Genomic DNA, 24,123 nt, shown 5'->3' on the forward strand with positions numbered 1-24,123 from the left:
TTTCTGCCACATTCCGACGCAACCAGCCTCGCTCGGGCTGATTTGCAAACATGGCAAAACCATCGGGGCCCTTGCCCTCCATAGCCTGGAGACCGTCACATCTGCGTCATCRCACGGCCATGCGAGTGCCGGATTTGCAATTCGGCGATCACGAAACCGTTAGTCGCTACCGCACAAGCACATTTTCTCGGCACCATTTTCGGCATGATCCCGCGACGTTTTGCGCCGGCTTTTCGTTGATCCAGCCCATTTCATCCGCTTCACAGCCGAGAGCCAATCTGGCATAGCTCGCGCCGCACAATTTGTGCTTTAGGGAAGCTCCCGTCTTGAACCCCCTGTTCGAAATCGTCGGCGCCGTCGCCGCCATCTTGACCACGCTCGCCTGGCTGCCGCAGATCGCCAAGATCCTGCGCGAACGCAAGACCAGCGACATCTCGCTCGGCACCAACGCAGCGCTCGCCACCGGCATCTCGCTGTGGATCGTCTACGGCTTCGCTATCGGCTCGCTGCCGGTGATCCTGTCGAACTCGATCACGCTGGTCTTCATCCTCGCCATCGTCGGGCTGAAGCTGCGCTTCGGCTAGAGCATGATCCCGAAAAGTGGGAACCGGTTTTCGGAAAAGATCATGCTCCAACAGGCTCTACGGTCTCAAGTCCCGATCTTGCGCACCAGCGCTGTGATCGCCAGCATCGTCGCCATGTCGGCGATCATCGGTTCGATATGCGTCTTGTAGTCCAACGGCACATTCGAGGCCGGCAGCTCGAAGAAATTCTTCTTGTGCGGCAACAGCAGGAATCCGTCCTTGCCCTTGAGCGCGAGGCGCGCGGGTTCCCCCGGCCAGGTCTCCTTGAGCCAGGTCAGCGCCTGCGCCATCTGCCCTGACACCAGCGGCTGCGCGGCATCGACATTGGCGGTTCGGAATTCATAGGCCATATCGAGTTCTTGGACCCCCGACCTGATCTCCTTCAGTTGGCTGCCGAAGATTTCACTGAAAAAGCTCATCACCGCATTGGTCCGGACCGTCGCGATCAGGATGCCTGGAAAAGGCTTGACCATGTCGAAGGCGACGATGATCCCATCGAACAGTTCGACATTCACTTTGCCGGAGCGCCTCCACAGCGCCGCCTCGTAAAGCTCGAATGAGAACCCGTCGTAACTGCCGGAGATGACGTCGTCGAACACGCTGCCGTCATAGTCTCCAACGCTCTCGCGCGGTAGCCGCGCGAAGCTCTCCGGCGAAACGGCCTTCTGAAGCCTAACGTCCTGGATGAAGCCAAACGCGGTCGGCAGCAGCTTGTCCCGCAGTGATGCCTGCAGGCTGCCGCCAGCGCTCGATGCCAGCACATAGACTGCGAAGGAGAGCAGGAAGCCTGCCAGGTAGAGGTAGATGTGCAGCGTCGAGAACCACTGCTCGTACGGATCGGCGCCAAGGTTGAGCACCATCGCCAAGCCAAAGACAATCACAAGCAGCAGGCCAAGATAGAGCGGCACGCGCCAGCGCACCGATCGAGCGGCTGCCTTGCGCTGTGCCTCGTAGCCTTCGATGTCGCGCCTGATGCCCGCGATTGCCGCCTCGTCAGGCATGAAACCAGTTGCGCTCACAAAATCCCCCTCACCATGCCAAAGCCTTGCCGGCTGTTGGCCGGATGATAGCGGCTTTGCCTATCCGTCGTTGCGAAAATCGACGTCTGTTTTCGCAAAAGCAATTCACGCGATCGGCCCCCACCTGCAGGCGAAATCAACAAGATAGCGCAAGAACCAGACTCAACTCGTGAAGCCGTACTAACTTGCGCCGTGGACCGCAGCCCACCGCGCCCGCATCTTGGCCCCCAGCCGCCCTTCGGCCTTTTCGAGCGGCACCATCTTCTCGCGGTCGCCGTCGCGCTGACGCACGAACGGCACCAGGCGATAGCTCGCGATCTGCCCGCGTGTTGGCGCATCGGCGCTGACTTCGACGACCAAGATCGCCCCGATCCGCGCCGGCCAGCGTTGTCGTGCAAGCGCGGTGCCGAGAAAATCGCCGAGCCCATAGGCGACCAGCGCGTCGCCAATACGCGCAATCGGCTGCACGACATGGGCGTGATGTCCGGCGATGAGCCCGACGCCGAGTTCTGCGAGCCGTTGTGCCCATGCGCGCGTCTCGGCACGCGGAAAATGCCGGAACTCCCAATCCCAATGCGGCGCCGCGCAAACCAGGTCGGTCCCGTCAGAAAGCCCCTTGTCGGCGGCGGCAAAAAAATCGTCAGCCATTGCCACGCGTCCGGCAAACTGCCCGGCAGGCGCATTGCGCCATTGCGTGAACGCCGCAAGTCCAAGTGTCATCGGCCCAACGGCAATTTTGGTGACCGTAGGCGCCGTCCCGACCGTCGCAATGCCAAGTGTATCGAGCGCCGTCCGCGTCGCCTCGAACCCTGAAATGCCTTGGTCGAGCACATGGTTATTGGCAAGCGACAGCACCAAACGACCCGGTGCGACGCCCACGGCCTCCAGCGCACCGGCCAAAAACCCGCGCGTCATGGCGTGGTGCGTGCCGACCAGGGTGCCGAACCGCGCGCTCGGCCTGTCCACGATGGGGCTTTCGCAATTGCCGACAACCAGATCGGCTGACGTCAGAAGCGCCGCCAGTTCGGCGTCGCACACCGGCGGCCGCCGATTGGCCACAGCGGAAATATCGCCGACGAAGGCCAGCCGCACACTTTTATCGGGCTTGGGCAGAAACGCGCCACGCGCCGGCACATTGCCCGAAGCATCGCCGCGCAATGACGGCTTGAGAAACCGGGCCGGCCAGGAAACCTTGTAGGAAAATGGATAGTTGGACACGCTGCGCCCGCAATTGACCGGCTCGACCCTACCAGCAATTCATTACGCGCGACTGGCGCTCACGCGCTGCCCCCGTCTATTTTTGMCGGCGCTTCATGCTCGAACGGTTGATGGCCAGATGGTAGATCTTGTCGATCTCGCCGGCGATGCGCTGCGGGTCGAGTTGCCGCGCGATCTCCTGCCGCCCCGCCAGGCCCACCTCCCGGCGCGCGGTCTCATCCTGCAGCTTCAGTACCGCAGCCGCCATGCCGGCCACGTCGCCGACCACGAATGTGCGTTCTGGCGGCAACAGATCGACCATGTTGCCGACCCGCGTCGACAGCACCGGCAAGCCTGTCGCCATGGCTTCCAGCGGCGCGATCGGCGCCTGCTCGTCGCGTGACGTCATCAGGAAAACGTCGAAGGCCGGCAGCAGCTCCAGCGTGTCCTGGCGCAGTCCGGGCAGATGGATCCTGCCCTGCACCTCAGCTGCGGTAATGGCGGCGCCCCAATCGGGCATGATGTCCTTGCCCTGATCGGTCGAGCCGATCACCAGCAATTCGGCATCGACGCCCTTCGCCACCAACTCGCGCAGCACCCTGACCATGTCGATCTGGTTCTTGCGCCCGCCCAGTTGTCCCACCGAGCCTATCAGGAACGCATTGTCGCGAATGCCTAGGGTCGCCCGGGCCTGCGCCTTGCGGGCAGCGCTGGTGACCTCGATCCTGGAGACGTCGAACATATTGGGCAGCAGATGCATGTGCCGGCGCGAAACCAGCCAGTGCTTGATGTAATAATCCACCGTCCACTGGCTGAGCCCGATCACCTCATGGGCAAACAGCCACGGCAGCTGGTATTGCCTGGCATGCGCCGTCATCACGATCGGCGTGCCTGCCGCGCAGCGGAAAACCAGCCCGAACTTGTTGCCACGGCTGCCATGCGCATGCACAATCTCGCCGCCCCAATCGCGAATGGCATAGCCGACGCGGCGAAGCTCGGACGGGGTGGTGGCAAAATTCGAACCCATGATCTGGATCGGCCCGATAAATGGCTGATGTTCGATCCAGGAGTTCAGCGAATGCACAAGCATGATCTCATGCCCGGCATCGAGCTGTGCCTGGATCAAGATGCGCGAGCTGGTGGCAACGCCGTTCAGCGCGCCATGGCCGACAAGATGCGCGATCTTCATCGCGTCAAAGCCAACAATGTCTGGGGCATGCGCTGCGTCGGGCTGCTGGTCACTGGGATCATTGATGCCTGGGTCCGGAATTGAGCGAACGCTATCTAGCATTCATGGGCGATCGCGCAAACACGTCGCCGCAAACCGTAGCTTCGGCGGGACCAACAGTGCAATTACGCGGGCGTAAAGGATAATGATACCAACACACTGGCGCGCGCGGGGATAGGCAGTAGTCTGCAACCGTTCGAATTGAAATTCGGTCTGGAGCACTGCCCATGCGTTTTCGAAGACTTGTCACTGCCGCCGCCATACTGGCCGGCGTGGTGATTCTGCCGGCGGCGGCCTCGGCCGCGAACGGATTTACCACAGGCAATGTGAATGTCCGCGCCGGCCCCGGCACCGGCTATGACCGCACCGGCATGCTCCTGGCCGGCACGCCGGTAGACATACGCAGTTGCCAGGACAATTGGTGCAACATCCGTGGTGACCGGCTTCGTGGCTGGGTCTCCGCCAACTTCCTGTCGCGCCCAAACTACCGGCCCCCAGTCGTCGTGGTGCCACCACCGATTTTCATTCGGCCACCGAACTATCGTCCGCCCCACTGGAACCGGCCCCCACCACACTGGAATCGCCCGCCTCCCAGCTGGAATCGTCCGCCGAATCCACGTCCTCCCCGGCCGCGTCCGCCCGGCGCCAACTGCAAGATCGCTCCCGGCTTTCCCTGCCCGAGGTGACGACTTCCTGACAGCCTGATGTCAGGAGCGCCTAAGCGCATCGGCGCGGGTACCGGCTTTCCGGCTCCCGCGCCCTTTCCATTTTTCCGGATACCCCCCATATTTGTGCCATGGCCAAATCTCCTGACAAGAAATCGCCCGTTTCGGGGGCTGACAACCGTGCCGCCCCGCGCAAGCGCGGCGGCAATGGCGTAACCGACTTCCTCGACGCTTCCGAGCCGCTGCATCGCCCTGGCTTGGGCGAAGCGCCGCAGGCCGAATTCACCGGCGCGCCATTGTCCGGCTCCATCGCCGATTGGGCCGACCAGATCGCCAAGGAGGCCGAAAAGCCTCAACCCAAAGCCAAGAAGATTCCCGAGAAAAGTTCGGCGCCGACCCGCTCGTCGCGCGGCACCTCGATGGGGGGTGCCGCCTCGGCCAAGGATCGCACCGCCGCCGGTCTCAGCCCGGTCGCCGGCCTCGACATCTCGCTCGAAGATGCGGCGTCCTTGTCCAATTCCGGCGTCACCGCAACGGTGGCGGCCCTGTCGGCGCTGAYCGAAAGCGGCAACCCGCTGCACAAGGACGGCGAGATCTGGGTACCGCACCGTCCTGCCCGCCCGGACAAGTCCGAAGGCGGCATCCAGATCGTCATGCAGTCGGAGTTCGAACCGGCCGGCGACCAGCCGACCGCCATCAAGGACCTCGTCGAAGGCGTCAATTCGGCCGAACGCACCCAGGTGCTGCTCGGCGTCACCGGCTCCGGCAAGACCTTCACCATGGCCAAGGTGATCGAGCAGACGCAACGCCCGGCGCTGATCCTGGCGCCCAACAAGACGCTCGCCGCACAGCTCTACAGCGAGTTCAAGAAGTTCTTCCCCGACAACGCGGTCGAGTATTTCGTCTCCTATTACGACTACTTCCAGCCCGAGGCCTACGTCCCGCGCACCGACACCTATATCGAGAAGGAATCGACGATCAACGAGCAGATCGACCGCATGCGCCACTCGGCGACGCGCTCGCTGCTCGAACGCGACGACGTCATCATCGTCGCCTCGGTTTCCTGCATCTACGGTATCGGCTCGGTCGAAACCTACACCGCCATGACCTTCCAGATGGCGGTCGGCGACAGACTCGACCAGCGCCAGCTCCTCGCCGATCTTGTTGCCCAGCAATACAAGCGCCAGGACATCAACTTCGTCCGCGGCTCGTTTCGCGTGCGCGGCGACACCATCGAAATCTTCCCGGCCCACTTGGAAGATTCGGCCTGGCGCATCTCGCTTTTCGGCGACGAAATCGATGCCATTACCGAATTCGATCCACTCACCGGCCAGAAGACGGGCGACCTCAAGAGCGTAAAAATCTACGCCAACTCGCACTATGTGACGCCGCGCCCGACCTTGAATCAAGCCATCAAGTCGATCAAGGAAGAGCTGCAGCATCGCCTGCAAGAGCTTGAAAAGGCTGGCCGTCTGCTCGAGGCCCAGAGGCTGGAGCAGCGCACCCGCTTCGACCTGGAGATGCTCGACGCCACCGGCTCCTGCGCCGGCATCGAAAACTATTCGCGTTATCTCACCGGCCGCCGCCCCGGCGATCCGCCGCCAACCTTGTTCGAATACATCCCTGACAACGCACTGGTCTTCATCGACGAAAGCCACGTCACCGTGCCGCAGATCGGCGGCATGTATCGCGGCGACTTCAGGCGCAAGGCGACGCTGGCTGAATACGGCTTCCGCCTGCCGTCCTGCATGGACAACCGGCCGCTGCGCTTCGAGGAGTGGGACGCCATGCGCCCGCTTTCCGTCGCCGTTTCGGCGACGCCCGGCAATTGGGAGATGGAAGAAGCCGGCGGCGTCTTCGCCGAGCAGGTCATCCGCCCGACCGGCCTGATCGACCCGCCCGTCGAGGTTCGTCCTGCAAAAACCCAGGTCGACGATGTCGTCGGCGAAATCCGCGAAACGACCAAGGCCGGCTACCGCACGCTGGTCACGGTGCTGACCAAGCGCATGGCCGAGGATTTGACCGAATACCTGCACGAAAACGGCATCCGCGTCCGCTACATGCACTCTGACATCGACACGCTGGAACGTATCGAAATTCTCCGCGATCTCCGGCTCGGTGCGTTCGACGTGCTGGTCGGCATCAACCTTCTGCGCGAGGGCCTCGACATTCCCGAATGCGGTTTCGTCGCCATTCTCGACGCCGACAAGGAAGGCTTTCTGCGTTCCGAGACGTCGTTGATCCAGACCATCGGTCGCGCGGCGCGAAACGTCGACGGGAAAGTGATCCTCTACGCCGACCAGATCACCGGCTCGATGGAACGCGCCATGGCCGAAACCATGCGCCGTCGCGAAAAACAGAAGGCGTGGAACGAGGCCAACGGCATCACGCCGGAAAGCGTCAAGTCGCGCATCTCCGACATCCTCGACTCGGTCTACGAGAAGGACCACGTCCGCGCCGACATCTCGCAGTTCACCGACGAAGCCGGTGCGATGATGGGCAACAACCTCAAGGCCCACCTCGAAGCGCTCGAAAAGCAGATGCGCAACGCTGCCACCGATCTCGACTTCGAGAAGGCCGCCCGCATCCGCGACGAGATCAAGCGCCTGCGCGAGATGGAACTCGCCATCTCCGACGACCCGATGGCCAAATATGCCGACATGGAAAGCCCGGCTTCCGGCCGCGAAAAAGGCAAGCACAACAAGGGCGTGGCCAAGCATCGCACGGTCGAGGAGCAGGAACGTTTCCGCAAACTCGACGCGGCGCGTGCCGCCGAGGAGGAGGCCAAGGCTAGCCGGCCGAACCTGTTCCGCAAGCCAAAGCTCGACGAAATGGGCGCGGATGGTGCGGTTCCCGCAGGCAAGTCGCTGTTCGCCAAGCCGCATATCGACGACATGGGCCCAGGAACCGACATGGCGACGCCAGCCGGCGCCATTCCGCGCTCGTTGTTCAAGAAGCAGTCGGCGGACGAGGCGCATGGCGCCGACTACGGCGTGCCGGACGATGCGTCCAAATCGCTGTTCAAGAAAAACAGCCTCGACGAAATGACCGTCCGCCGCACGGAAAAGCCCATCGAAAGCGTCAAACCAGTCAAGCGCGCCAAGATCGGTGCAGGCTCCTACGAGGATCCGGCCGAAGCCGCGCGCGAAAAGAAGCGGCCAAGCAAGTCGGGACGACCGGGACGGTAGGCAGCTTGTCTAAGGCTATCTCCGTGCTATCTTTCGCTCATGACCAAGCTTGAGCAGATCGAAAAGTCCGTAGAAGCCTTGTCGAAAGACGAGCTGAAGCAGTTCGCCGCCTGGTTMGCCGAACTGCAGGCCGAGCGCTGGGATCGCCAGATCGAGGCCGACGCGTCAGCTGGAAAGCTGGACCGCTTCGCTGATGAGGCATTGGCCGAATTGAAGGCCGGCCGGACACGACCGCTTTGATTCATCACGCCAGTTCCAGATTCTGGGCGGCATACGATCTTCTTCCCAAACCCGTACGACAACTTGCCGATAGAAACTTTGCGCTGCTGCGCAAGGACCCGTATCATCCGTCTCTGCATTTGAAACCGATTGGCAGATATTGGTCCGTGCGCGTTGGTCTCCATCACCGCGCGTTGGCGATGAAGCTCGATGGTGACTTCGTTTGGTTCTGGATCGGCTCTCACGCTGAATACGACAAGCTTGTGCGTTGATACCGTACCGCTGCGGTATCCTCTCAGTGGTGCGTCTCGCCCGACAGCGGCGTCGCCAGCATCGATGGACGCGTCTCGAACGCATCGAACCAGCGCGTCAATCGCTTGCGCCCGCGAAATGATGGCAGGTCGCGGAATGCCATCCACGACAGCGCAGTCGCCAGCGCCACATGCCCGACATGCAGCGCATCGTCATCGAGCTCGCCTTCGAGCCAGTCATAGGTCTCTTCGATCTTTTCCCTGAAACCTTCTGCTAGCGCCTCATAGCGCAGATGCTCGGGTCGCCGCTGCGTCTCCCACCGCAAGGCAATGCCCGTCTGTGCCAGCCCTTGCGTCAACGCCTGCAGCCGCAGCGCCTGCCAGCGCGCCTCGCCGCTGTCTGGGATCAATTTCGGGCTGTCATGCAGCGTATCGAGATACGCGCAGATGACGTCGGAATCGAAGATCGCTCCACCATCCGAACGTAGCAGCACCGGCACCTTGCCGAGCGGGTTTTCGGCGTAGACGCGCGCATTGCGCAAGGTCGGGCTAGTCTCGTGATGGACCACTTCCAGCCGGTCGGCGATGCCGACCTCATGAGCGAAGACGAGCGCCTTGCGGGCGAAGGGCGAATGGGTCTGGTAGTAGAGGATCATCGTTTTCCCGTGCAGATCAGCGGCCGACTAGCCAGCTTTTCTAGCCCTTGGGCGGCGAGGATTGCGCTCTCATTGCGCCTCGTCGACGCAAGTTCGTTTCGCGCCAGCGCAGTTGTTTGAGGCGTTTCACTCACGTGCGGCTACGCCCATTCGAGGCCCGCCCCTATGCGATTCTTATAAAGCTCGCCTCTTCCCTCTCTCGAATTCACACGCGGTGAAGGACTATCTGTTGCTTCATCATGAAGCAGGAAAACATCGCTGCGCTGGCCGACCGTGTCGCCGATATCAGGATCCTCCGCGAGCACCACGTCTGGGCCGCCGCCGACATCCTCGGTTTTGATGACCCCGACGACCGGTCGCTGCAGTCGCGCCGAAAATTCCGCGCGCTGATGGAAGCCGACGCACTGCTCGATGCCGTGCTGCTGCTGGCCGCCAGTGCTGAACCGCCGAGATCCATCGAAAGCATCAGGAACCACGCGGGACACTGGGTGTGTTCGATGCGCTACGCCACCACAGACGGCAGTCGGGCCTGCAAGGGCGAGCATGCCGATCTGGCGGCTTCAGTCCTTGCTTCGCTGCTGATGAGCTTTCAGCAGCAACCCTTGGTTCGCCGCAGGCGAGCCACCAATTTCCTCCAGCACGATCGGGCCCACAGCCATGACCCTCACAGCCATGACCACTGAGCAGCTTCGCCACCGCGTATCGGGCGCCTTGTCCGCACTCGTCACCCCATTCAGGAATGGCGAAGTCGATCTGAAAAGCCTTGCCGCGCTGGTCGATTGGCAGATCGCCGAAGGCATCAACGGCCTTGTTCCTTGCGGCTCGACGGGCGAGGCCCCGACCTTGTCGTGGCATGAGCGCATCGCCATCATCCGCCGCTGCGTGACGGTCGCCGCCGGGCGCGTGCCGGTCATAGCAGGCACCGGCACCAACAGCACCGAATCGACTGTCGCCTTCACCGCGGCCGCACGCGATTTCGGCGCCGACGCAGCCCTCATGGTCACGCCCTATTACAACAAGCCGAGCCAAGCCGGCATCGTCAGGCATTTCGAGACCATCGCCGCCAAGGTCGACATCCCTATCTTTGTCTACAACGTGCCGGCGCGCACCGGCGTCGACCTTGCCCCCGCCACCATCGAGCGGCTGGCTGATATCCCCAACATCGTCGGCTTCAAGGATGCGACCGGCGACCTTTCCAGGGTAATGACATCAGCCCAAAAATTCGGCGACCGCTTCATCTGGCTGTCCGGCCACGACGCCACCGCCTTTGGCTTCAACACCATGGGCGGCCAAGGCACCATTTCGGTGGTTGCCAATCTGGCGCCACGTCTTTGTGTCGCCATGCACGACGCCTGCCGGCGCGGCGATCCGCACACGGCACGCGAAACCCAGAACCGCCTGCGCCCGCTCATTGCCGCGCTCGAACTCGAAACCAATCCTGTGCCGGTCAAGCATGCCCTTCACCTGATGGGCAAGATGTCACCGGATGTCCGGCTGCCGCTGGTCGAAGTCGAGCCGAATACGGCCTCGGCCATCCGCGATGCCCTGTCAGGGCTTGAAGCGCAGGCGCACCTCTCGCGTACGCTGCGCCCCGCACGCATGGCCGCCCGCGCCACGTCGACCAGCCGGCATTTATAGGATTTGAATTTCTTCGCACCTTGCCGCCGATCGAATTCTTATGGCGGGCGCATCACATCACCAAAGCAATGCTGGCCGCACGGCAATTCGCCGCGACGATCGAGAAAGGCAAACGACCATGGGCACTCTAGCTCGCGACATTCACCCCGCACTTCACAGCCACCGCTTCATGGTCGGCCGCGATCCCCAGGGGCGCTGGGTTGTCAGCGATGAACTGGGCATGGTTGGCGGCATTTTCGCCGACAAGGAATCCGCCGTCAGGTTTGCCCTGGCCGAGAGCGACCACATGCCGGGCGCCGTATTCTGCGCGCCCTGCGACGTCACGCTCAGCCTCGACCCGCTTTCCGATCTGGGTACCGTCGCTGGTCGCCACTAGGCAAGTCTGAGATGCTTCCAAAGGCCCGCTTCGGCGGGCCTTTTTTCGTGCTCTAGGTGTTTGAGATTCAGGAAGCGCAGGAAGCTGCCATTTGCAAGCCGACCTCACCTGAATATCAAGCACCTAGCGGCACCGTCAGCGCGGCCTTGACCCGATCCATCGCCACCAGCGTGCGAAAGCGCCTGATGTTGGGATTGGCGAAAAACAGCCGCCGCGTCAGCGCCTCATATTCGCCCATGCTGGCCACCGTCACGATCAGCACGAAATCCGCCTCGCCGGTGACATAGTAGCATTGCTGCACTTCGGATGCGGCGGCAAAGCTCGCCTTGGTCGCGTCAAGCAGGTCGATCCGCTCGCTCTCCACCTCGACTTCGACAATGACGGTGATCGGCCGCCCGACCTTGCCGGGATCGATCACCGCGACATTGGCCGCAATGACGCCGCTCTCCTCCATGCGCTTGATGCGCCTTTGCACCGCCGGCGCCGACAGGTTGACCGCCTCGCCAATCTCGCGCTGCGGCGTGGCGTTGTTGTGCTGCAGGATATCGAGGATCTTGAGGTCAAAGGCGTCGAGGTCGTTTCCCTGCCCGGCATGTTTCAACATCAGCGCCCCCGCGAAACAAACTTGCACCACTTGCCACTAATTAGAGCGCCTTTCTCGCCTGTCACGCAATATCAATGCGTGGAAACAGGAGCCTCGCACCATGCTAATCCTCAACCAGCACCCCGACTATCGCAAGCCGCTTGAAGCGGTCGATGCCGAAACACTCGGCGTTGCTGCCGCCGAGGCGGTCGAGCACTTCCTGTCGCACCGGCCCAATCACCGACCAACGCCGCTGCGTTCGCTGCCCGCGCTCGCCAACCAGCTTGGGCTTGGCGCCATCCATCTCAAGGACGAGGGCTACCGCCTCGGCCTCGGCAGCTTCAAGGCGCTCGGCGGCGCCTATGCCGTCATCCGCCTCGTGCTTGAAGCCGCGGAGAAAGAGCTCGGCCGCCCGGTCGACATCACCGAACTGCACAACCCCGAAGTGGCGAAAATCTCCGCCTCCATGACCTTCGGCTGCGCCACCGATGGCAATCACGGCCGCTCGGTCGCGCAAGGCGCCCAGTTGGTCGGCGCGAAATCCGTCATCTTCGTGCATGGTGGCGTCAGCGACGCGCGGATCGCGGCCATCGCCCGCTACGGTGCCGAGATCATCCGCGTCGCCGGCACCTATGACGATTCTGTCACTGAGGCCGCGCGCGTCTGCGCGCAAAACGGCTGGACCGTCGTCTCCGACACCTCCTGGCCAGGCTATGAGCGCATTCCCGGCCTGGTCATGCAGGGCTACACCGCGATCATGCGCGAAGCCCTGGAAAAGCTGCCGGTGCCGCCGACCCATGTCTTCATCCAGTCCGGTGTTGGCGGCATCGCGGCTGCTGCCTCGGCCTATCTCGCCTGCCGCTTCGGCGAAGCGCGCCCGACCTTCGTCGTGGTCGACCCGGCACGCGCGGCCTGCATCTTCGAGACAGCGCGCACCGGCAAGCCGGTCAAGCTAGCCCATGGCGAGCCGACGGTCATGGCGATGCTCGAATGCTACGAACCTTCGCTGCTCGCCTGGCGTATCCTGTCGCGCGTCGCCGACGCCTTCATAACCGTCGAGGACGAAACGGCGGTCGAAGTGATGAACCGCCTCGCCCGCCCGCTCGGCCATGATCCGGTGATTGTTGCGGGCGAAAGCGGCGGCGCCGGTCTCGCCGGCCTGCTCACCGCCGCCCGCGATCCCGAAATGCGCACGGCGATCAGCCTCGACGCCAGCTCGCGGGTTTTGCTGGTCGTCACCGAAGGCGCCACCGACCCTGACCGCTACCGCGAACTCGTCGGCCTGACGCCGGCTGATCTCATGAGCAATGCAGCAGCGATTGAAGGAAAATAGCTGTCGTTCAAGTTCTGAAATGCCCCCTCATCCGGCCGCTTCGCGGCCACCTTCTCCCCGCTGGGGAGAAAAGGCATGCGCGCCAACGTCTTAGACCTCCTCTCCCCTCGGGGAGAGGTCGACCGAGCGTAGCGAAGGTCGGGTGAGGGAGTAATGTGGCACACAGACAGCACCCGCTCCATTTCCGCCATGCTGATGTAATCTCCGCTCGATATCAGCCGCCATCCACGTCTGAGATGAGAGGGCATTTCGAGCGATGACCGTTTCTGTTCCTGTGCAAGTTCCGTCGCACTTTCCCTCCGATGCCGAGATCAAGCACATCCTCGCCGAACGTATCGATGAGCAGAGGCAGAGCCTCGGCATCGTCGTCGGCACGTTTGGTCCTGAAGGCAGGCGTATCGTCTCCCATGGCCGCTTCGGTGCCTTTTATGCCCGCCCTGTCGACGGCGACACCGTGTTCGAAATCGGCTCGATCACCAAGACCTTCACCACCCTGCTGCTCGCCGAAATGGCCGGGCGCGGCGAAGTCGGTCTGGATGACCCGGTCGCCAAATATCTGCCCGAAACGGTGACCGTACCGGAACGCGGCGGCAGGCAGATCACCCTGACCGATCTCGCGACCCACACCTCGGGACTGCCTCGCCTGCCTGGCAATCTCGAACCAGCCGACCTCGAAAATCCCTACGCCGACTACACTGTCGAGCAGCTTTACGCTTTTCTCTCCGACTACGCCCTGCCCCGCGACATCGGCAGCCAGTACGAATATTCGAACCTCGGCATGGGGCTTCTCGGCCACGCCCTGGCCCGACACGCCGACACCGACTATGGTAGCCTGCTGCACGAGCGCATCCTGGCTCCGCTCGACATGTTGTCGACCGCCGACACCGTCTACCCCGACATGAAGAACCGGCTTGCCAACGGCCATGACCAGACACTCGCGCCCGTTGCCGGCTGGGATCTGCCGACGCTCGCCGGCGCCGGTGCGCTGTTGTCGAGCGTAAACGACCAGCTGAACTATCTCGAACTGCTGCTCGGTGCGCGGCCCTCGCCGCTTCAGGCAGCACTCGCCACCACCCTGGCGACCCGGCGTCCGACCGGCGAAAACGACGAGACCGGGCTTGGCTGGGTCATCTCAGGTGTCGGGAACAGCCAACTGATCTGGCACAATGGCGGCACCGGCGGCTACCGCTCCTTCCTCGGCTTCATGCCAGCCAAAGKCATCGGCGTCGTGGCGCTTTCCAACACATCGACCGAAATCGGCGTCGACGACATCGCCCGACACCTGCTCGACCCCAGCATGCCGCTTGCCCAGCCACCGAAAGAACGTGTGGCTTTTGCCATCGACCCGGCAATTTATGACGGCTATGTCGGTGACTACCCGCTGAGCCCCGACTTCATCCTGACCATCACGCGCGAGGGCGAACACCTCTTCGCCCAGGCAACCGGCCAGCCTAAGGCACAGATTTTTCCCGAGAGCAAGACGCAATTCTTCTACACCGTCGTCAACGCCCAGATCAGCTTCGACGTCGCTCCAAGCGGCCAGGCGAAAAGCCTGACTCTGCATCAGAATGGCGCCAACATGCCCGCAATGCGGGCGGCCGATTAGCCACCCGCCCAGGCTCTGGGTAGGCGGTACCTCATTGCTTCAAGCAAGGCTCTCCTTTTAGGTGGGAACGAACAAGCAGATGCCGCCGTTTGTTCGAAAAGGAGACGTGCCATGCAGGACCCTGTTGCGACCCCCATCCGCTCCGGAAGCTGTCTTTGCCGCGGCGTGACGTTCCGCGTGAGCGGCGATCCGCTCCGGGTAGGCATCTGCCACTGCACTGACTGCAGAAAGAGCAGTGGCGCGCCATTTGCGGCCTATGCCGTGTGGCCTATCGAGGCCTTCGAGCAGGAGACCGGCTACACCAGCACCTATGCCAACCGAAGCTTTTGCACGACCTGCGGTGGCCGCGTCGCATGGCTGAGCGATGGCGAAGCCGAAGTCACGATCGGCAGCCTGGATGACGTTCCGACCGACCTTACCCCGGGGTACGAGCTCTGGGTCAAGAGGCGCGAGCATTGGCTCAGTCCACTGGCTGGAGCCGCCCAGTTCGATCAAGACAGGGTCGAGACCGAACCGCTCCCTGACGCCGCGCAGGCAGGATAATCCGCCTGCGCTGACATGGTTGTGCTTATCCCTACTCCGCAGCCAGTGCCGGACGGGGAGCGATCTCGGTGACGTTGCCGTGGTCCACGACTTCCGGTTCGTCCGCCTTTTTCTTCGGCTCGCGTCCAAAGAACAGCGCATAGCCGGCCGGCAGCACCAGGATAGTCAAGACCGTCGCAACGAGGATGCCACCCATCATGGCGTAGGCGAGCGGGCCCCAGAACACGCCGCGCGAGATCGGGATCAGCGCCAGCACAGCCGTCATCGCCGTCAAGACGATCGGCCGGAAGCGGCGTACGGCCGCCCCCACGATCGCTTCGTAGCGTTCCATGCCCGCCGCGATGTCCTGGTCGATCTGGTCGACAAGGATGATCGAGTTGCGGATGATGATGCCGAGCAGCGCGATCACGCCCAGGATCGCCACGAAGCCGAAGGGCGCGCCCGAGATCAGCAGCGCCGCCGCCGCACCGATGATGCCGAGCGGACCCGTCGCCAGCACCAGCATCGCCTTGCCGAAGTGCTGCAGCTGCACCATCAGCAAAAGCACGATGACAAGCAGCATGACCGGCGCCTTGGCGGCGATCGAAGCCTGGCTTTCGGCCGCGTCCTCGGCTCCGCCCTGGATCTCGACCTTGTAGCCGGGTGCCAGGCCGTCGCGCAGCGGCTTGAGGTCGCTATACAGCTTCATCGCCACGTCGTTGGGCTGGATGTGGTCGGGCAACGTCGCCCGAACCGTGATCGTGGGCAGACGGTCGCGGCGCCATTCAATGCCCTGCTCAATCACAGGCACCACCTTGGCCACCTGCGACAGCGGAACATAGCCGCCGAAGTCGGTCGGGATATAGACCGAGTTGACCGCCGACAGCAGATGCCTGTTGGCCTCCGGCTCGCGTGCARCGATCGACACCGTCTCCTCGCCGTCGCGGAAATCATCCAGCGGCGCGCCCTGCATCGTTGCCTGCAGCATCTGGCGGATGCGCTGCGAGGAAACGCCGAGCGCCCGCGCCCTGTCTTGATCGACCACCAGCTTCATCGCCGGCACCGGCTCAAGCCAGTCGTCGTGGATGGCGCTGAGTTCGGGCGTCGCTTCGAACTTCGCCTTCACTTCGTCGGCGATGCGCCTGACCTCGGTCCTGTCGGGGCCCATCACGCGCAGCTGCACTGGCCAGCCCGTGGGCGGCCCAAGGAACAGGCGGTCGACCTTGCCGCGGATCGACGGGAAGTCCTCGGCCAGGATGGTGCGCAGCTTGACGATCAGCCTTTCGCGCGCCGGCTCGTCATTGGCCATGATCAGGAGCTGGGCGTAGTTCGGGTTGCGCAGCTGCTGGTCGAGCGGCAGGAAGAAGCGCGGCGCGCCCTCGCCAATATAGGTGGCGATGAACTTCTTGTCTGGGTCGTCCATCATACGCGCTTCCAGCGCCTCGGCCTGCTTTTCGACCTCCTTGATGCTGGTGCCCTCGGGCAGCCACAGATCGACGAGGATTTCGGGGCGCGAGGACTGCGGGAAGAAGTTCTGCGGAATGAACTGGAAGGCAAACAGGCTGCCGAAGAACGTCACCAGCGTCATCACCAGGACGATGATGCGATGACGCACGGCCCAGCTCACCGTGGCGCGCAGCCGGCGGTAGAAGTTGGTGTCGAAGGCGTCGTGATGATTGCCGGCATGCTTGCGCTGCTTCAGGATCATGTTGCCGAGCCATGGCGTGAAGTAGACCGCCACGAACCACGAGATCACCAAGGCGATGCCGACGACGTAGAAAAGCGAACGCACATATTCGCCCGCCGTCGAAGCGGCAAAGCCGACGGGGATGAAGCCTGCCGTGGTGATCAGCGTGCCAGTCAGCATCGGAAACGCCGTCGACGAATAGGCAAAGGAAGCCGCGTCGATCTTGACCAGCCCTTCCTCGAGCTTTCGCTCCATCATCTCGACGACGATCATAGCGTCGTCGACGAGCAATCCGAGCGCGATGATCAGCGCGCCGAGCGAAATGCGCTGCAGGTCGATGCCGAACTGGTACATGACCGCGAAGGTGGCGGCGAGCACCAGCGGAATAGTGATCGCAATGACAAGGCCCGAACGCCAGCCGATCGACAGGAACGAGACGACCAGCACGATCAGCAGGGCTTCGATCAGCGCCTTCATGAACTCGCCGATGGCTTCCGTCACCACCTCGGGCTGATTGGAGATCTGCTCGACCGACACGCCATAAGGCAACGATTCCTCGAAGCGCCTGTAGGTCTCTTCGACGGCATTGCCGACGTCGGTGACCTTGAAGCCCTTGGCCATCACCACGCCGACCTGGACGCTGTCCTGGCCGTTGAAGCGGAACTTGCGCTGGTAGGGGTCTTCGAGACCAGTCGTCACCGTGGCGATATCGCCGAGACGGGTGACCTGAGTGCCGGCGCGCAGGCGCAGCTCGCGGATATCGGATGCCTTGGAGAGGTCGCCCTCGACCGAAATACGCACAGAATGCGTTCCAGTGTCGACAGCGCCAGCCGGATCGATGTTGTTTTGGCCGGCAATGGTGGCGCGCACGTCGTTCAGCGTAAGGCCGCGCTCGGCCAGCGCCTTGGAGGAGACGTCGATATAGATGCGCTGCGGCTGGTCGCCGAGGATGACGGCCTTTTCGACGCCCGGCGTCGTCAGCAGCATGTCGCGCGCCTTGATGGCGATCTTCTTGAGCTCGGGATAGCTGTAGCCCTCGCCCGATATCGAATGCAGCGTGATGAAGGTGTCGCCGAACTCGTCATTGAAGAACGGACCGATCAGGCCCTGCGGCAGCTCGCTCGAAATGTCGCCGACCTTCTTGCGCACCTGGTAGAATGCGTCCTTCACTTGGGCGGTGTCCGTATTGCCCTTGACCTGCACGGTGATGATGGCGCTGCCGGCGCGGGTATAGGACTTCACCCAGTCGAGATGAGGCGTTTCCTGCAGCTTGCGCTCGATCTTGTTGACGACCTGGTCCTGCATCTCCTCGATCGAGGCGCCCGGCCATACCGCCTGCACCACCATGACGCGGAAGGTGAAATCCGGGTCCTCGCTCTGGCCCATGCGCATCAGGCCGAGCGCGCCGGTGATGATGATCAGCCCGAACAGAAACCGCGCGATGCTCGGATGCCCGATCGCCCAACGCGACAGGTTGAAGGGCTTCTTGTCCTGGCTGGAATTGTCCATGGCCGTGGTTCCACGCTGGCGCAAGGGTGCCGTCATCCGGCACAGCTGATGCGCAGGTTCAATGTTCTGTGGCGTCCGCGGCCCCATCGGCCGCGCGGCACCTAGCGGGATCTGTCTTCAGCGAACCGTGGCGGTGGTTTCGTTCGCCGCCGCTCGCTGTTCGGCAGTCGGCAGCTTGACCTTCAGGTTTTCGGTCATGAACTGGGTGCCGGCCGCCACCACGATATCGCCCGGCTTCAGTCCGTCGGCGACCTCAACGCCATCGTCGGCGAAGCTCGCGACCTTGATGTCGCGCGCATGCACGGTTTGCTGGTCGTTGTTGACCACCCACACGATCTGCTTGCCGTCCTGCTTGGCGAGCGCGCTTAGCGGGATGGACACGAATTCCTTGCCATTGTTGACCGACGCCGAGATCTTCGCGGTCATGCCAAGCAGCACACGTGCGTCGTCAGGCAGGCTGACGCGCACCGAAAACGTCCGCGACTGCTGGTCGGCGCTGCCGGCGACCTCGCGCACCGTGCCGTCGAGCGTGAGCTTGTCGTCCGACCAGAAGCTGACCCTGACCGCCTTGCCTGGCGCGAACTGGGCGATCTCCAGTTCGGGCACAGCGATCTGCACTTCCTTTTCGCCGTCCACCGCGACACTGACCACCGGCGTGCCGGCGCCGACAACCTGGCCGGTGTCGGCGTTGACAGCGGTCACGATGCCGTTCTGGTCGGCGCGAAGCTCGGCATAACCGACCTGGTTCTTGGCCTGCTTCAGCGACGAAGCTGCCGCATCGCGCAGCGACATCGCCTGCTTGTAGCTCAGTGCAGCCTGCTCGCGCTGGGCTTCGGAGGCGAACTTCTTGGCAAACAGCTGTTCGGCGCGCTGGTCGACAAGCTGGGCTGTCTCGACCTGCTTTTGTGCTGCTTCGAGATTGGCCGCCGCACTGCTTACCCCAAGCTGGAAATCTGTCGGGTCGATGCGGGCCAGAAGGTCGCCCGTTTTCACCTTGTCGCCGATATTGACGGCGCGTTCGGTCATCTTGCCTGCAACGCGGAAGCCGAGATTCATCTCGGTGCGCGCCTTCACCCCGCCCGAATAGTCGAGTTCGCGGGTCGTGCCGGCGCTGGCGATCTCCACCACCTTGACGGGGCGTATCGCCGCCACCGTCTCGGTCTTGGCTTCGGAGCAAGCGGCAACGCCAATGCCGATCAGCGACACAAGTGCCAGGCTGGCGAGAGGGCGCAGTTTCGCATTGAAGGTTTTGAACGAATTCATCGTTCGCACTCCTGGTTGTTGTCTGTTGATCTGGATGCCGGCCCGTCAGCCGCTTTGCTATTTCAGCGCCCTGAGGGCGTATTCCGTCAGTTCCTCGAAGGTCGCGCGGTTCGGCTTGTTGACGCACTGCGACACCATCTGGGGATGGCACAGGGTCACCGTTGCAGCACCGAAGCAGCGCGCGGCGATCTGCGGATCCTGCTTGGAGAATTCGCCCGAGGCGATGCCCTCCGCGATGACTTCCGCGATCAGGTCGTRCAGCCGGTCGATGTGTTTTTCGATAACGTGCCAGTCGCGCTCCAGCGCGACGATGACCATTTCATGCACCTTTTCCTGGTCGAGCATGGTCTCGACGGTCAGCTTGTGCTGGGCGTAGATGAAGCCGCGCAGGCGCTCGGTGGCACTGCCTTCGGCGCGCAAGATCTGGCAGGCCATCTGGTAGACAGCGCCAAGCATGCGGCCACAGATCGCCTGGTGGATTTCGACCTTGGAGGCGAAGAAGCGATAAATATTGGCCGGCGACATGCCGAGGTCGCGGGCGATGTCGGCGACATTGGTCTTGGTGTAGCCGTAGTGCCTGAACAGCCGCTCGGCCGAATCTAGGATGCGCCCGACAGTCTCCTGTCGCGCCAGATCCACGGGGCTATCAGCAACGTCGTTCATATCCAGGTCGCTCGATTTTACGACTGACGAATTTCTAATTTCGTCAGTCGTAAACCGTAAATCGTCCGTCGTCAATCCGCTGCACTGCAAAAACTGACACATGCTGCCACAGGCCGGGCTTGCCGCCGGCCTATTTCACCCCGGCGCGCTGGTATTCGATGCTGCGCTCGCTGGCGATGCGATCCTCCAGCACCTCGCTGGAATAGCCGAACGCAGACAGCGCCCTGCCCGCCAGTTGCAGCCCGGCCTCGATCGCATCCGGGATCACAAATTCGGCGCCGGCATCGTAGAGTTCGCGGGCATGTTCGGCGTCGCGCGCCCGCGCCAGCACCGGTATGTCACCACGCAACTGCCGCGCTGCCTTGACCATCGCCGCGGCGTCCTTCGGATCGTCGACGGTGACAATGAGCATGCGAGCGCCGGCGAGGCCCGCATGGCTGAGTATCTCCGGACGCGCACCGTCGCCGAGATAGACCTTGCGCCCGGCCTTGCGCTCGCGAACGACGATCTCGGGATTGCGCTCCAGCGCAACGATATCGGCCTCTTCGGCATCGAGGATGCGCGCGATCGTCCGTCCGACCCGGCCAAAACCGGCGATCACGACATGGCCGCCAAGGTCGGGATAGGATTCAGCCACAGTGTCGTCGACCGTCTTGTCCTCGTAGCGGGCGGCCAGCGCACGCCCCATCCGCGCCATCATGGGAGTCGTCAGCATCGACAAGCCGGCAATGCCAGCCACCAATGTCGCGGTGGCAGCGTCGAACACCGCGCTGGCCGTCGCCGTGGTCACCACCACGAAGGCGAATTCGCTCGCCGGCGCGAGCAGAAACGCTGTCTCGATGGCCTGCGCGGGTTTCACTCCGAAGGAGCGCAACGCGAAGGCCGCGATCGCCGCCTTGGCACCGAGCAGCAAAGCCATCCCACCCAGCACGATCGGCAAGGAACCCCAGATCGTGGCAAGGTCGAGATTGAGGCCGACCGTCATGAAGAACAGGCCGAGCAGCAACCCTTTGAAGGGCTCCAGGTCGACTTCGGCTTGATGCTTGAACTCTGTCTCGCCGAGCAGCAGGCCGGCCAGGAACGCGCCGAGCGCCATGGAAAGCCCCGCAGCAGCGGTCAGCACCGCGCCGCCAACGATCACCAGCAGCGTCAATCCCATCAGGAAGTCGCGGCCACCGGCGCGCGCGGCGAGGCGGAAGGCATCTTTCAGCACGAAACGCCCAAACAGCAGGATGAACGCAACAGCGATGCCGCCCTGGACCAGCGCCTCCAGCAAAGCCGGAAAAAGCTTCGCTTCCGGCCCCTGCGCCAGAAAGCCGATCAGAATGAGGATCGGCGCCACCAGCATGTCTTGAAACAGCAGCACCGCAAGCGCCGCGCGCCCGACCGGCCCCGTCGCCCGCTTCTCCTCGATCAGCGTCTGCATGACCACGGCCGTCGACGACAGCGCCAGTGCCAGTCCGACCGCCAGCGCAACATGATGCTCCACACCCATCAGCATGACGGCCAACGTGATGGCGAACACACTGGTAATCGCCTGCAGGCCGCCCGCCCCGAACACCAGCCCGAACAGCGACCTCAACTTTTCAAAAGACAGCTCGGTGCCGAGCAGGAACAGCAAAAACAGCACGCCGAACTCCGCAAAGGGCTCCGCCACCTTCGGGTCCGAAAAGGTCAGGTGAGCAAGCAGCGGCCAGTACTGCGCCAGGGCCCCTATGCCGAAGGGCCCAAGCAAGACCCCCGCAAGCAGGAAAGCCAGAACGCCTGGAACGCGCAATAGCCTGAGCACCGGTGCCAGCACGCCTGCTGCGAACAGGAACACCAGGGCGTCGTTGAGCCAGGCTCCGTGGAGAATTCCGCCCATAAAGGCTCCTTGGCAGGCAGCGCCTTGTGCTCACATGTCGAGGTCRGCTGCGCCAGCGTCGATGGCACCGGCGTGATATAGAGCACGACAACGAAAGTTGGGAACCGCTTTTCGGACAAGATGACGCTCGAACAAAAAGTTGGAGCCGTTCCATCGTGGTCCTCTCAGCAGCGGTAGCGGGAAAAACTGGGCGCCCTACGCGAACGCAAAAACCGTACTCGGCTTTTTCGCCACGGCATTGCCAGAGCCGACATCCGCCACCGCGTATTCGGCCACCAGCCGTAGCCGCGTTTGCGGCAGGTGCGCCCGTCCGGGATCGCCGACCAGCACCTCGATGCCTGCGGCCACACAACGATCGAGGAAAGCCGTTACGCGTTCGCCAAGATCAGGGGCGTAAAACAGGTCGCCGACCAAAACGATGTCGACCTCGGGCGGCGGCCCGCCCGTCAGGTCGTCGCCAACCGCCGTCACGGCCACGCCATTCAGCGCCGCATTGAGCCCGATCGCAGCAATGCCGTTGCTGTCGATCTCCGCCGCAAGCACCGAACGCGCGCCGGCCTTGGCAGCAGCGATGCCGACAAGCCCGGAACCGGCACCGAGATCGAGAACGCGCCGTCCCTTCACCATCTCTGGCCGGTCGAGAATGTGGCGTGCGAGCACGAGCCCCCCTGCCCATTGATAGGCCCAGTAGGGCGCCGACGGGTCGTTACCCTCCTCGTCGTTGCTGTCATTCCCGGCAAGCCGCCACAATCCACTCGCCGGATGGGCGGTATAGAGCCTGATCTCCGGCAGCGAAAGAACCGGCGCCACCAACAGGTTGGCCGCGATGAACGCCGCCGAATCCGGGCGCGAGTTAGGCATTGGATCTTGAACGTTCAAACTTGGTTCTCATGCCGCGGCCCCTGGCAGCACAATGGCCGACTTCGCGCCTCGCGCAAGCCCGCGTCGGCGTGACATTGAACATCCAGAGCAAACGATGATTGATTTTGACGGGGTAGAAGCAGGAGGCTGGCAAAAGACTAAGATAGGCTTCCACCCCGCATTGAGAAATGAAGTCAGCCCATCTTGGCCAAGATCTTGCCCATGTCTACGGCGTCGAACGCTTTGAGTGTCTGTGTTTTGATATTGCCAAGCGATGAAATGGACAAGCTGAGTGCGGTGGCCGTCAGGTCATCGGGCGCTTCGACTATGGCCACCACGTCATGCTTGCCGAGTGTCCACAGCAGAGTATGGACCTTGGCGCCACCCTTTTCGGCCATCGCTCTGAATGCATCGGCTCGCTTGGTCGTCTCCCGTACGGACTTAACGCCTTGATCGGTGAAATTCGTCAGAAAAACATAATATGCCATGCTGACCTCCCTCGATTGAGGAGGCGTGCGGGCGCATCAGGCGTTGCCGCCGTTTCTCCCGCCGGCACCCTAGCACGGATCGCCATGATTTGATGCAGGCGGGGGCATAGGTCTTAGGAGCTAGCAACGCCCTAAGTCTTGGCATCAGGACTTGAGCACGCCCGACTTCTTCGCCACCCAGGTGGCGATGTAGTCCATCAAGGCAGGCGACAGGCAGTCATAAGGCTCAAGGCCAAGTTCGCGCAGCCGGGCGCGCACGCCGTCCATCGCGGAGGGATCGACACCAGCCTCGATGATCGACGACACGAAAGCGGCAAAGCCGGGTTCCGCCCAGCCCGCTTCCTGGAAGCGCTCGGGATGAATGAAGTCGAGGCCCTTGAAAGCATGGTCGCGCTCGACCGGGCCATACATGTGCACGCCGCACCCCTTGCAGGCATGGCGCAGAATGAGAGCAGAAGGATCGACCACGGCAAGCTTGTCGCCGTTTTCCAGCACCGTGACGTTTTCGTGCGCTGTGACGGCCACGACCGAAAACTTGGCACCCGCTGGCTTCCAGCACTTGGTGCAGCCGCAGGCATGGTTGTGCGCGACCTGCCCCTTGATCGCCACTTTCACCGGCCTGTCGGTGCAGGCGCAGACCAGCGTGCCGCCGGTGAAACTGGCGCTGCCGGGCTTGACCCCGCCGTCGAGCGCCGGATGTATCGATACTGAAGCCATGTCCTG

General features: G+C 62.9%; 22 protein-coding genes. 10 read left to right on the plus strand and 12 right to left on the minus strand.

Annotated features, from left to right (window positions below):
* Positions 1–326 precede the first annotated feature (326 nt).
* Positions 327–584, plus strand: a complete 258-nt coding sequence (locus AC1DWF_RS11585) for a SemiSWEET family sugar transporter (RefSeq protein ID WP_476788026.1) — start codon at positions 327–329, stop codon at positions 582–584.
* 65 nt (positions 585–649) lie between these two features.
* Here the strand turns inward: AC1DWF_RS11585 and AC1DWF_RS11590 are convergent, their stop codons facing one another.
* From AC1DWF_RS11590 to AC1DWF_RS11600, 3 genes are all read right to left on the minus strand, one after another.
* On the minus strand, positions 650–1,603 hold the full coding sequence (locus tag AC1DWF_RS11590; RefSeq protein WP_476788025.1) for a DUF3137 domain-containing protein: 954 nt from the start codon (positions 1,601–1,603) through the stop codon (positions 650–652).
* A 180-nt stretch (positions 1,604–1,783) separates the two neighbouring features.
* On the minus strand, positions 1,784–2,821 hold the full coding sequence (locus tag AC1DWF_RS11595; RefSeq protein WP_476781824.1) for a CapA family protein: 1,038 nt from the start codon (positions 2,819–2,821) through the stop codon (positions 1,784–1,786).
* A gap of 76 nt (positions 2,822–2,897) precedes the next feature.
* On the minus strand, positions 2,898–4,091 hold the full coding sequence (locus AC1DWF_RS11600) for a glycosyltransferase family 4 protein (RefSeq protein WP_476781825.1): 1,194 nt from the start codon (positions 4,089–4,091) through the stop codon (positions 2,898–2,900).
* A 164-nt stretch (positions 4,092–4,255) separates the two neighbouring features.
* Here AC1DWF_RS11600 and AC1DWF_RS11605 point away from each other — a divergent pair, with 164 nt between their 5' ends.
* The 3 genes from AC1DWF_RS11605 (at position 4,256) to AC1DWF_RS11615 (ending at position 8,121) form a co-directional block, all read left to right on the plus strand.
* Positions 4,256–4,714 (plus strand): SH3 domain-containing protein, encoded by a 459-nt coding sequence (locus AC1DWF_RS11605; protein ID WP_476781826.1) that lies wholly within the window; start codon positions 4,256–4,258, stop codon positions 4,712–4,714.
* 110 nt (positions 4,715–4,824) lie between these two features.
* Entirely contained in the window at positions 4,825–7,881 is a 3,057-nt protein-coding gene (gene uvrB, locus AC1DWF_RS11610) for an excinuclease ABC subunit UvrB (protein ID WP_476841694.1), read from the plus strand.
* A gap of 39 nt (positions 7,882–7,920) precedes the next feature.
* A complete protein-coding gene (locus tag AC1DWF_RS11615) occupies positions 7,921–8,121 on the plus strand; it encodes a hypothetical protein (RefSeq protein WP_476841695.1) in 201 nt (66 codons plus the stop codon).
* Between the two features lie 274 nt (positions 8,122–8,395).
* Here the strand turns inward: AC1DWF_RS11615 and AC1DWF_RS11620 are convergent, their stop codons facing one another.
* Positions 8,396–9,007: a glutathione S-transferase family protein gene (locus AC1DWF_RS11620; protein ID WP_476781829.1), complete on the minus strand. Its 612-nt coding sequence runs from the start codon at positions 9,005–9,007 to the stop codon at positions 8,396–8,398.
* A gap of 239 nt (positions 9,008–9,246) precedes the next feature.
* Between AC1DWF_RS11620 and AC1DWF_RS11625 the strand changes: the two genes are divergently transcribed.
* The 3 genes from AC1DWF_RS11625 to AC1DWF_RS11635 all read left to right on the plus strand — a co-directional run bounded on the left by AC1DWF_RS11625 (position 9,247) and on the right by AC1DWF_RS11635 (position 11,021).
* Positions 9,247–9,690 (plus strand): hypothetical protein, encoded by a 444-nt coding sequence (locus AC1DWF_RS11625; RefSeq protein ID WP_476781830.1) that lies wholly within the window; start codon positions 9,247–9,249, stop codon positions 9,688–9,690.
* Positions 9,665–10,645, plus strand: coding sequence for a 4-hydroxy-tetrahydrodipicolinate synthase (gene dapA, locus AC1DWF_RS11630; RefSeq protein WP_476788024.1), 981 nt, complete (start codon positions 9,665–9,667; stop codon positions 10,643–10,645). Before AC1DWF_RS11625 ends, dapA begins: the two co-directional genes overlap by 26 nt.
* 118 nt (positions 10,646–10,763) lie before the next feature.
* A complete protein-coding gene (locus AC1DWF_RS11635; protein WP_476781832.1) occupies positions 10,764–11,021 on the plus strand; it encodes a hypothetical protein in 258 nt (85 codons plus the stop codon).
* Between the two features lie 115 nt (positions 11,022–11,136).
* Here the strand turns inward: AC1DWF_RS11635 and AC1DWF_RS11640 are convergent, their stop codons facing one another.
* Positions 11,137–11,625, minus strand: coding sequence for an Lrp/AsnC family transcriptional regulator (locus AC1DWF_RS11640; RefSeq protein WP_476781833.1), 489 nt, complete (start codon positions 11,623–11,625; stop codon positions 11,137–11,139).
* 100 nt (positions 11,626–11,725) lie between these two features.
* Between AC1DWF_RS11640 and AC1DWF_RS11645 the strand changes: the two genes are divergently transcribed.
* The 3 genes from AC1DWF_RS11645 (at position 11,726) to AC1DWF_RS11655 (ending at position 15,086) form a co-directional block, all read left to right on the plus strand.
* Positions 11,726–12,937 (plus strand): diaminopropionate ammonia-lyase, encoded by a 1,212-nt coding sequence (locus tag AC1DWF_RS11645; RefSeq protein WP_476781834.1) that lies wholly within the window; start codon positions 11,726–11,728, stop codon positions 12,935–12,937.
* 256 nt (positions 12,938–13,193) lie between these two features.
* Positions 13,194–14,543 carry a serine hydrolase gene (locus tag AC1DWF_RS11650; protein ID WP_476841696.1) on the plus strand — a complete coding sequence of 450 codons (1,350 nt, stop codon included), beginning with the start codon at positions 13,194–13,196 and terminating at the stop codon, positions 14,541–14,543.
* Positions 14,544–14,654: 111 nt separating this feature from the next.
* Positions 14,655–15,086: a GFA family protein gene (locus tag AC1DWF_RS11655; protein WP_476781836.1), complete on the plus strand. Its 432-nt coding sequence runs from the start codon at positions 14,655–14,657 to the stop codon at positions 15,084–15,086.
* A gap of 31 nt (positions 15,087–15,117) precedes the next feature.
* Here AC1DWF_RS11655 and AC1DWF_RS11660 read toward each other — a convergent pair whose 3' ends face one another.
* The 7 genes from AC1DWF_RS11660 to gfa all read right to left on the minus strand — a co-directional run bounded on the left by AC1DWF_RS11660 (position 15,118) and on the right by gfa (position 24,117).
* Complete coding sequence (locus AC1DWF_RS11660; RefSeq protein WP_476841697.1) at positions 15,118–18,261, minus strand: efflux RND transporter permease subunit; 3,144 nt, start codon at positions 18,259–18,261, stop codon at positions 15,118–15,120.
* A gap of 117 nt (positions 18,262–18,378) precedes the next feature.
* A complete protein-coding gene (locus AC1DWF_RS11665) occupies positions 18,379–19,524 on the minus strand; it encodes an efflux RND transporter periplasmic adaptor subunit (RefSeq protein WP_476781838.1) in 1,146 nt (381 codons plus the stop codon).
* Positions 19,525–19,581: 57 nt separating this feature from the next.
* On the minus strand, positions 19,582–20,187 hold the full coding sequence (locus tag AC1DWF_RS11670; RefSeq protein WP_476841698.1) for a TetR/AcrR family transcriptional regulator: 606 nt from the start codon (positions 20,185–20,187) through the stop codon (positions 19,582–19,584).
* 130 nt (positions 20,188–20,317) lie between these two features.
* A complete protein-coding gene (locus AC1DWF_RS11675; RefSeq protein WP_476781840.1) occupies positions 20,318–22,051 on the minus strand; it encodes a cation:proton antiporter domain-containing protein in 1,734 nt (577 codons plus the stop codon).
* 195 nt (positions 22,052–22,246) lie between these two features.
* The gene (locus AC1DWF_RS11680; protein WP_476781841.1) at positions 22,247–22,912 is read right to left on the minus strand and encodes a class I SAM-dependent methyltransferase; all 666 of its coding nucleotides are present in this window, start codon (positions 22,910–22,912) and stop codon (positions 22,247–22,249) included.
* A 194-nt stretch (positions 22,913–23,106) separates the two neighbouring features.
* Positions 23,107–23,400 carry a GYD domain-containing protein gene (locus tag AC1DWF_RS11685; RefSeq protein ID WP_476781842.1) on the minus strand — a complete coding sequence of 98 codons (294 nt, stop codon included), beginning with the start codon at positions 23,398–23,400 and terminating at the stop codon, positions 23,107–23,109.
* Between the two features lie 144 nt (positions 23,401–23,544).
* Entirely contained in the window at positions 23,545–24,117 is a 573-nt protein-coding gene (gene gfa, locus AC1DWF_RS11690; RefSeq protein ID WP_476781843.1) for an S-(hydroxymethyl)glutathione synthase, read from the minus strand.
* Positions 24,118–24,123 lie beyond the last annotated feature (6 nt).

Source organism: Aminobacter sp. P4_D5 (assembly GCF_056401815.1).

Coding starts and splice junctions, on each gene's coding strand:
- AC1DWF_RS11605 (WP_476781826.1), top strand. CDS start 4,256: ATGCGTTTTCGAAGACTTGTCACTGCCGCCGCCATACTGGCCGGCGTG.
- AC1DWF_RS11620 (WP_476781829.1), bottom strand. CDS start 9,007: ATGATCCTCTACTACCAGACCCATTCGCCCTTCGCCCGCAAGGCGCTC.
- AC1DWF_RS11625 (WP_476781830.1), top strand. CDS start 9,247: ATGAAGCAGGAAAACATCGCTGCGCTGGCCGACCGTGTCGCCGATATC.
- dapA (WP_476788024.1), top strand. CDS start 9,665: ATGACCCTCACAGCCATGACCACTGAGCAGCTTCGCCACCGCGTATCG.
- AC1DWF_RS11635 (WP_476781832.1), top strand. CDS start 10,764: ATGGGCACTCTAGCTCGCGACATTCACCCCGCACTTCACAGCCACCGC.
- AC1DWF_RS11640 (WP_476781833.1), bottom strand. CDS start 11,625: ATGTTGAAACATGCCGGGCAGGGAAACGACCTCGACGCCTTTGACCTC.
- AC1DWF_RS11645 (WP_476781834.1), top strand. CDS start 11,726: ATGCTAATCCTCAACCAGCACCCCGACTATCGCAAGCCGCTTGAAGCG.
- AC1DWF_RS11655 (WP_476781836.1), top strand. CDS start 14,655: ATGCAGGACCCTGTTGCGACCCCCATCCGCTCCGGAAGCTGTCTTTGC.
- AC1DWF_RS11665 (WP_476781838.1), bottom strand. CDS start 19,524: ATGAATTCGTTCAAAACCTTCAATGCGAAACTGCGCCCTCTCGCCAGC.
- AC1DWF_RS11675 (WP_476781840.1), bottom strand. CDS start 22,051: ATGGGCGGAATTCTCCACGGAGCCTGGCTCAACGACGCCCTGGTGTTC.
- AC1DWF_RS11680 (WP_476781841.1), bottom strand. CDS start 22,912: ATGCCTAACTCGCGCCCGGATTCGGCGGCGTTCATCGCGGCCAACCTG.
- AC1DWF_RS11685 (WP_476781842.1), bottom strand. CDS start 23,400: ATGGCATATTATGTTTTTCTGACGAATTTCACCGATCAAGGCGTTAAG.
- gfa (WP_476781843.1), bottom strand. CDS start 24,117: ATGGCTTCAGTATCGATACATCCGGCGCTCGACGGCGGGGTCAAGCCC.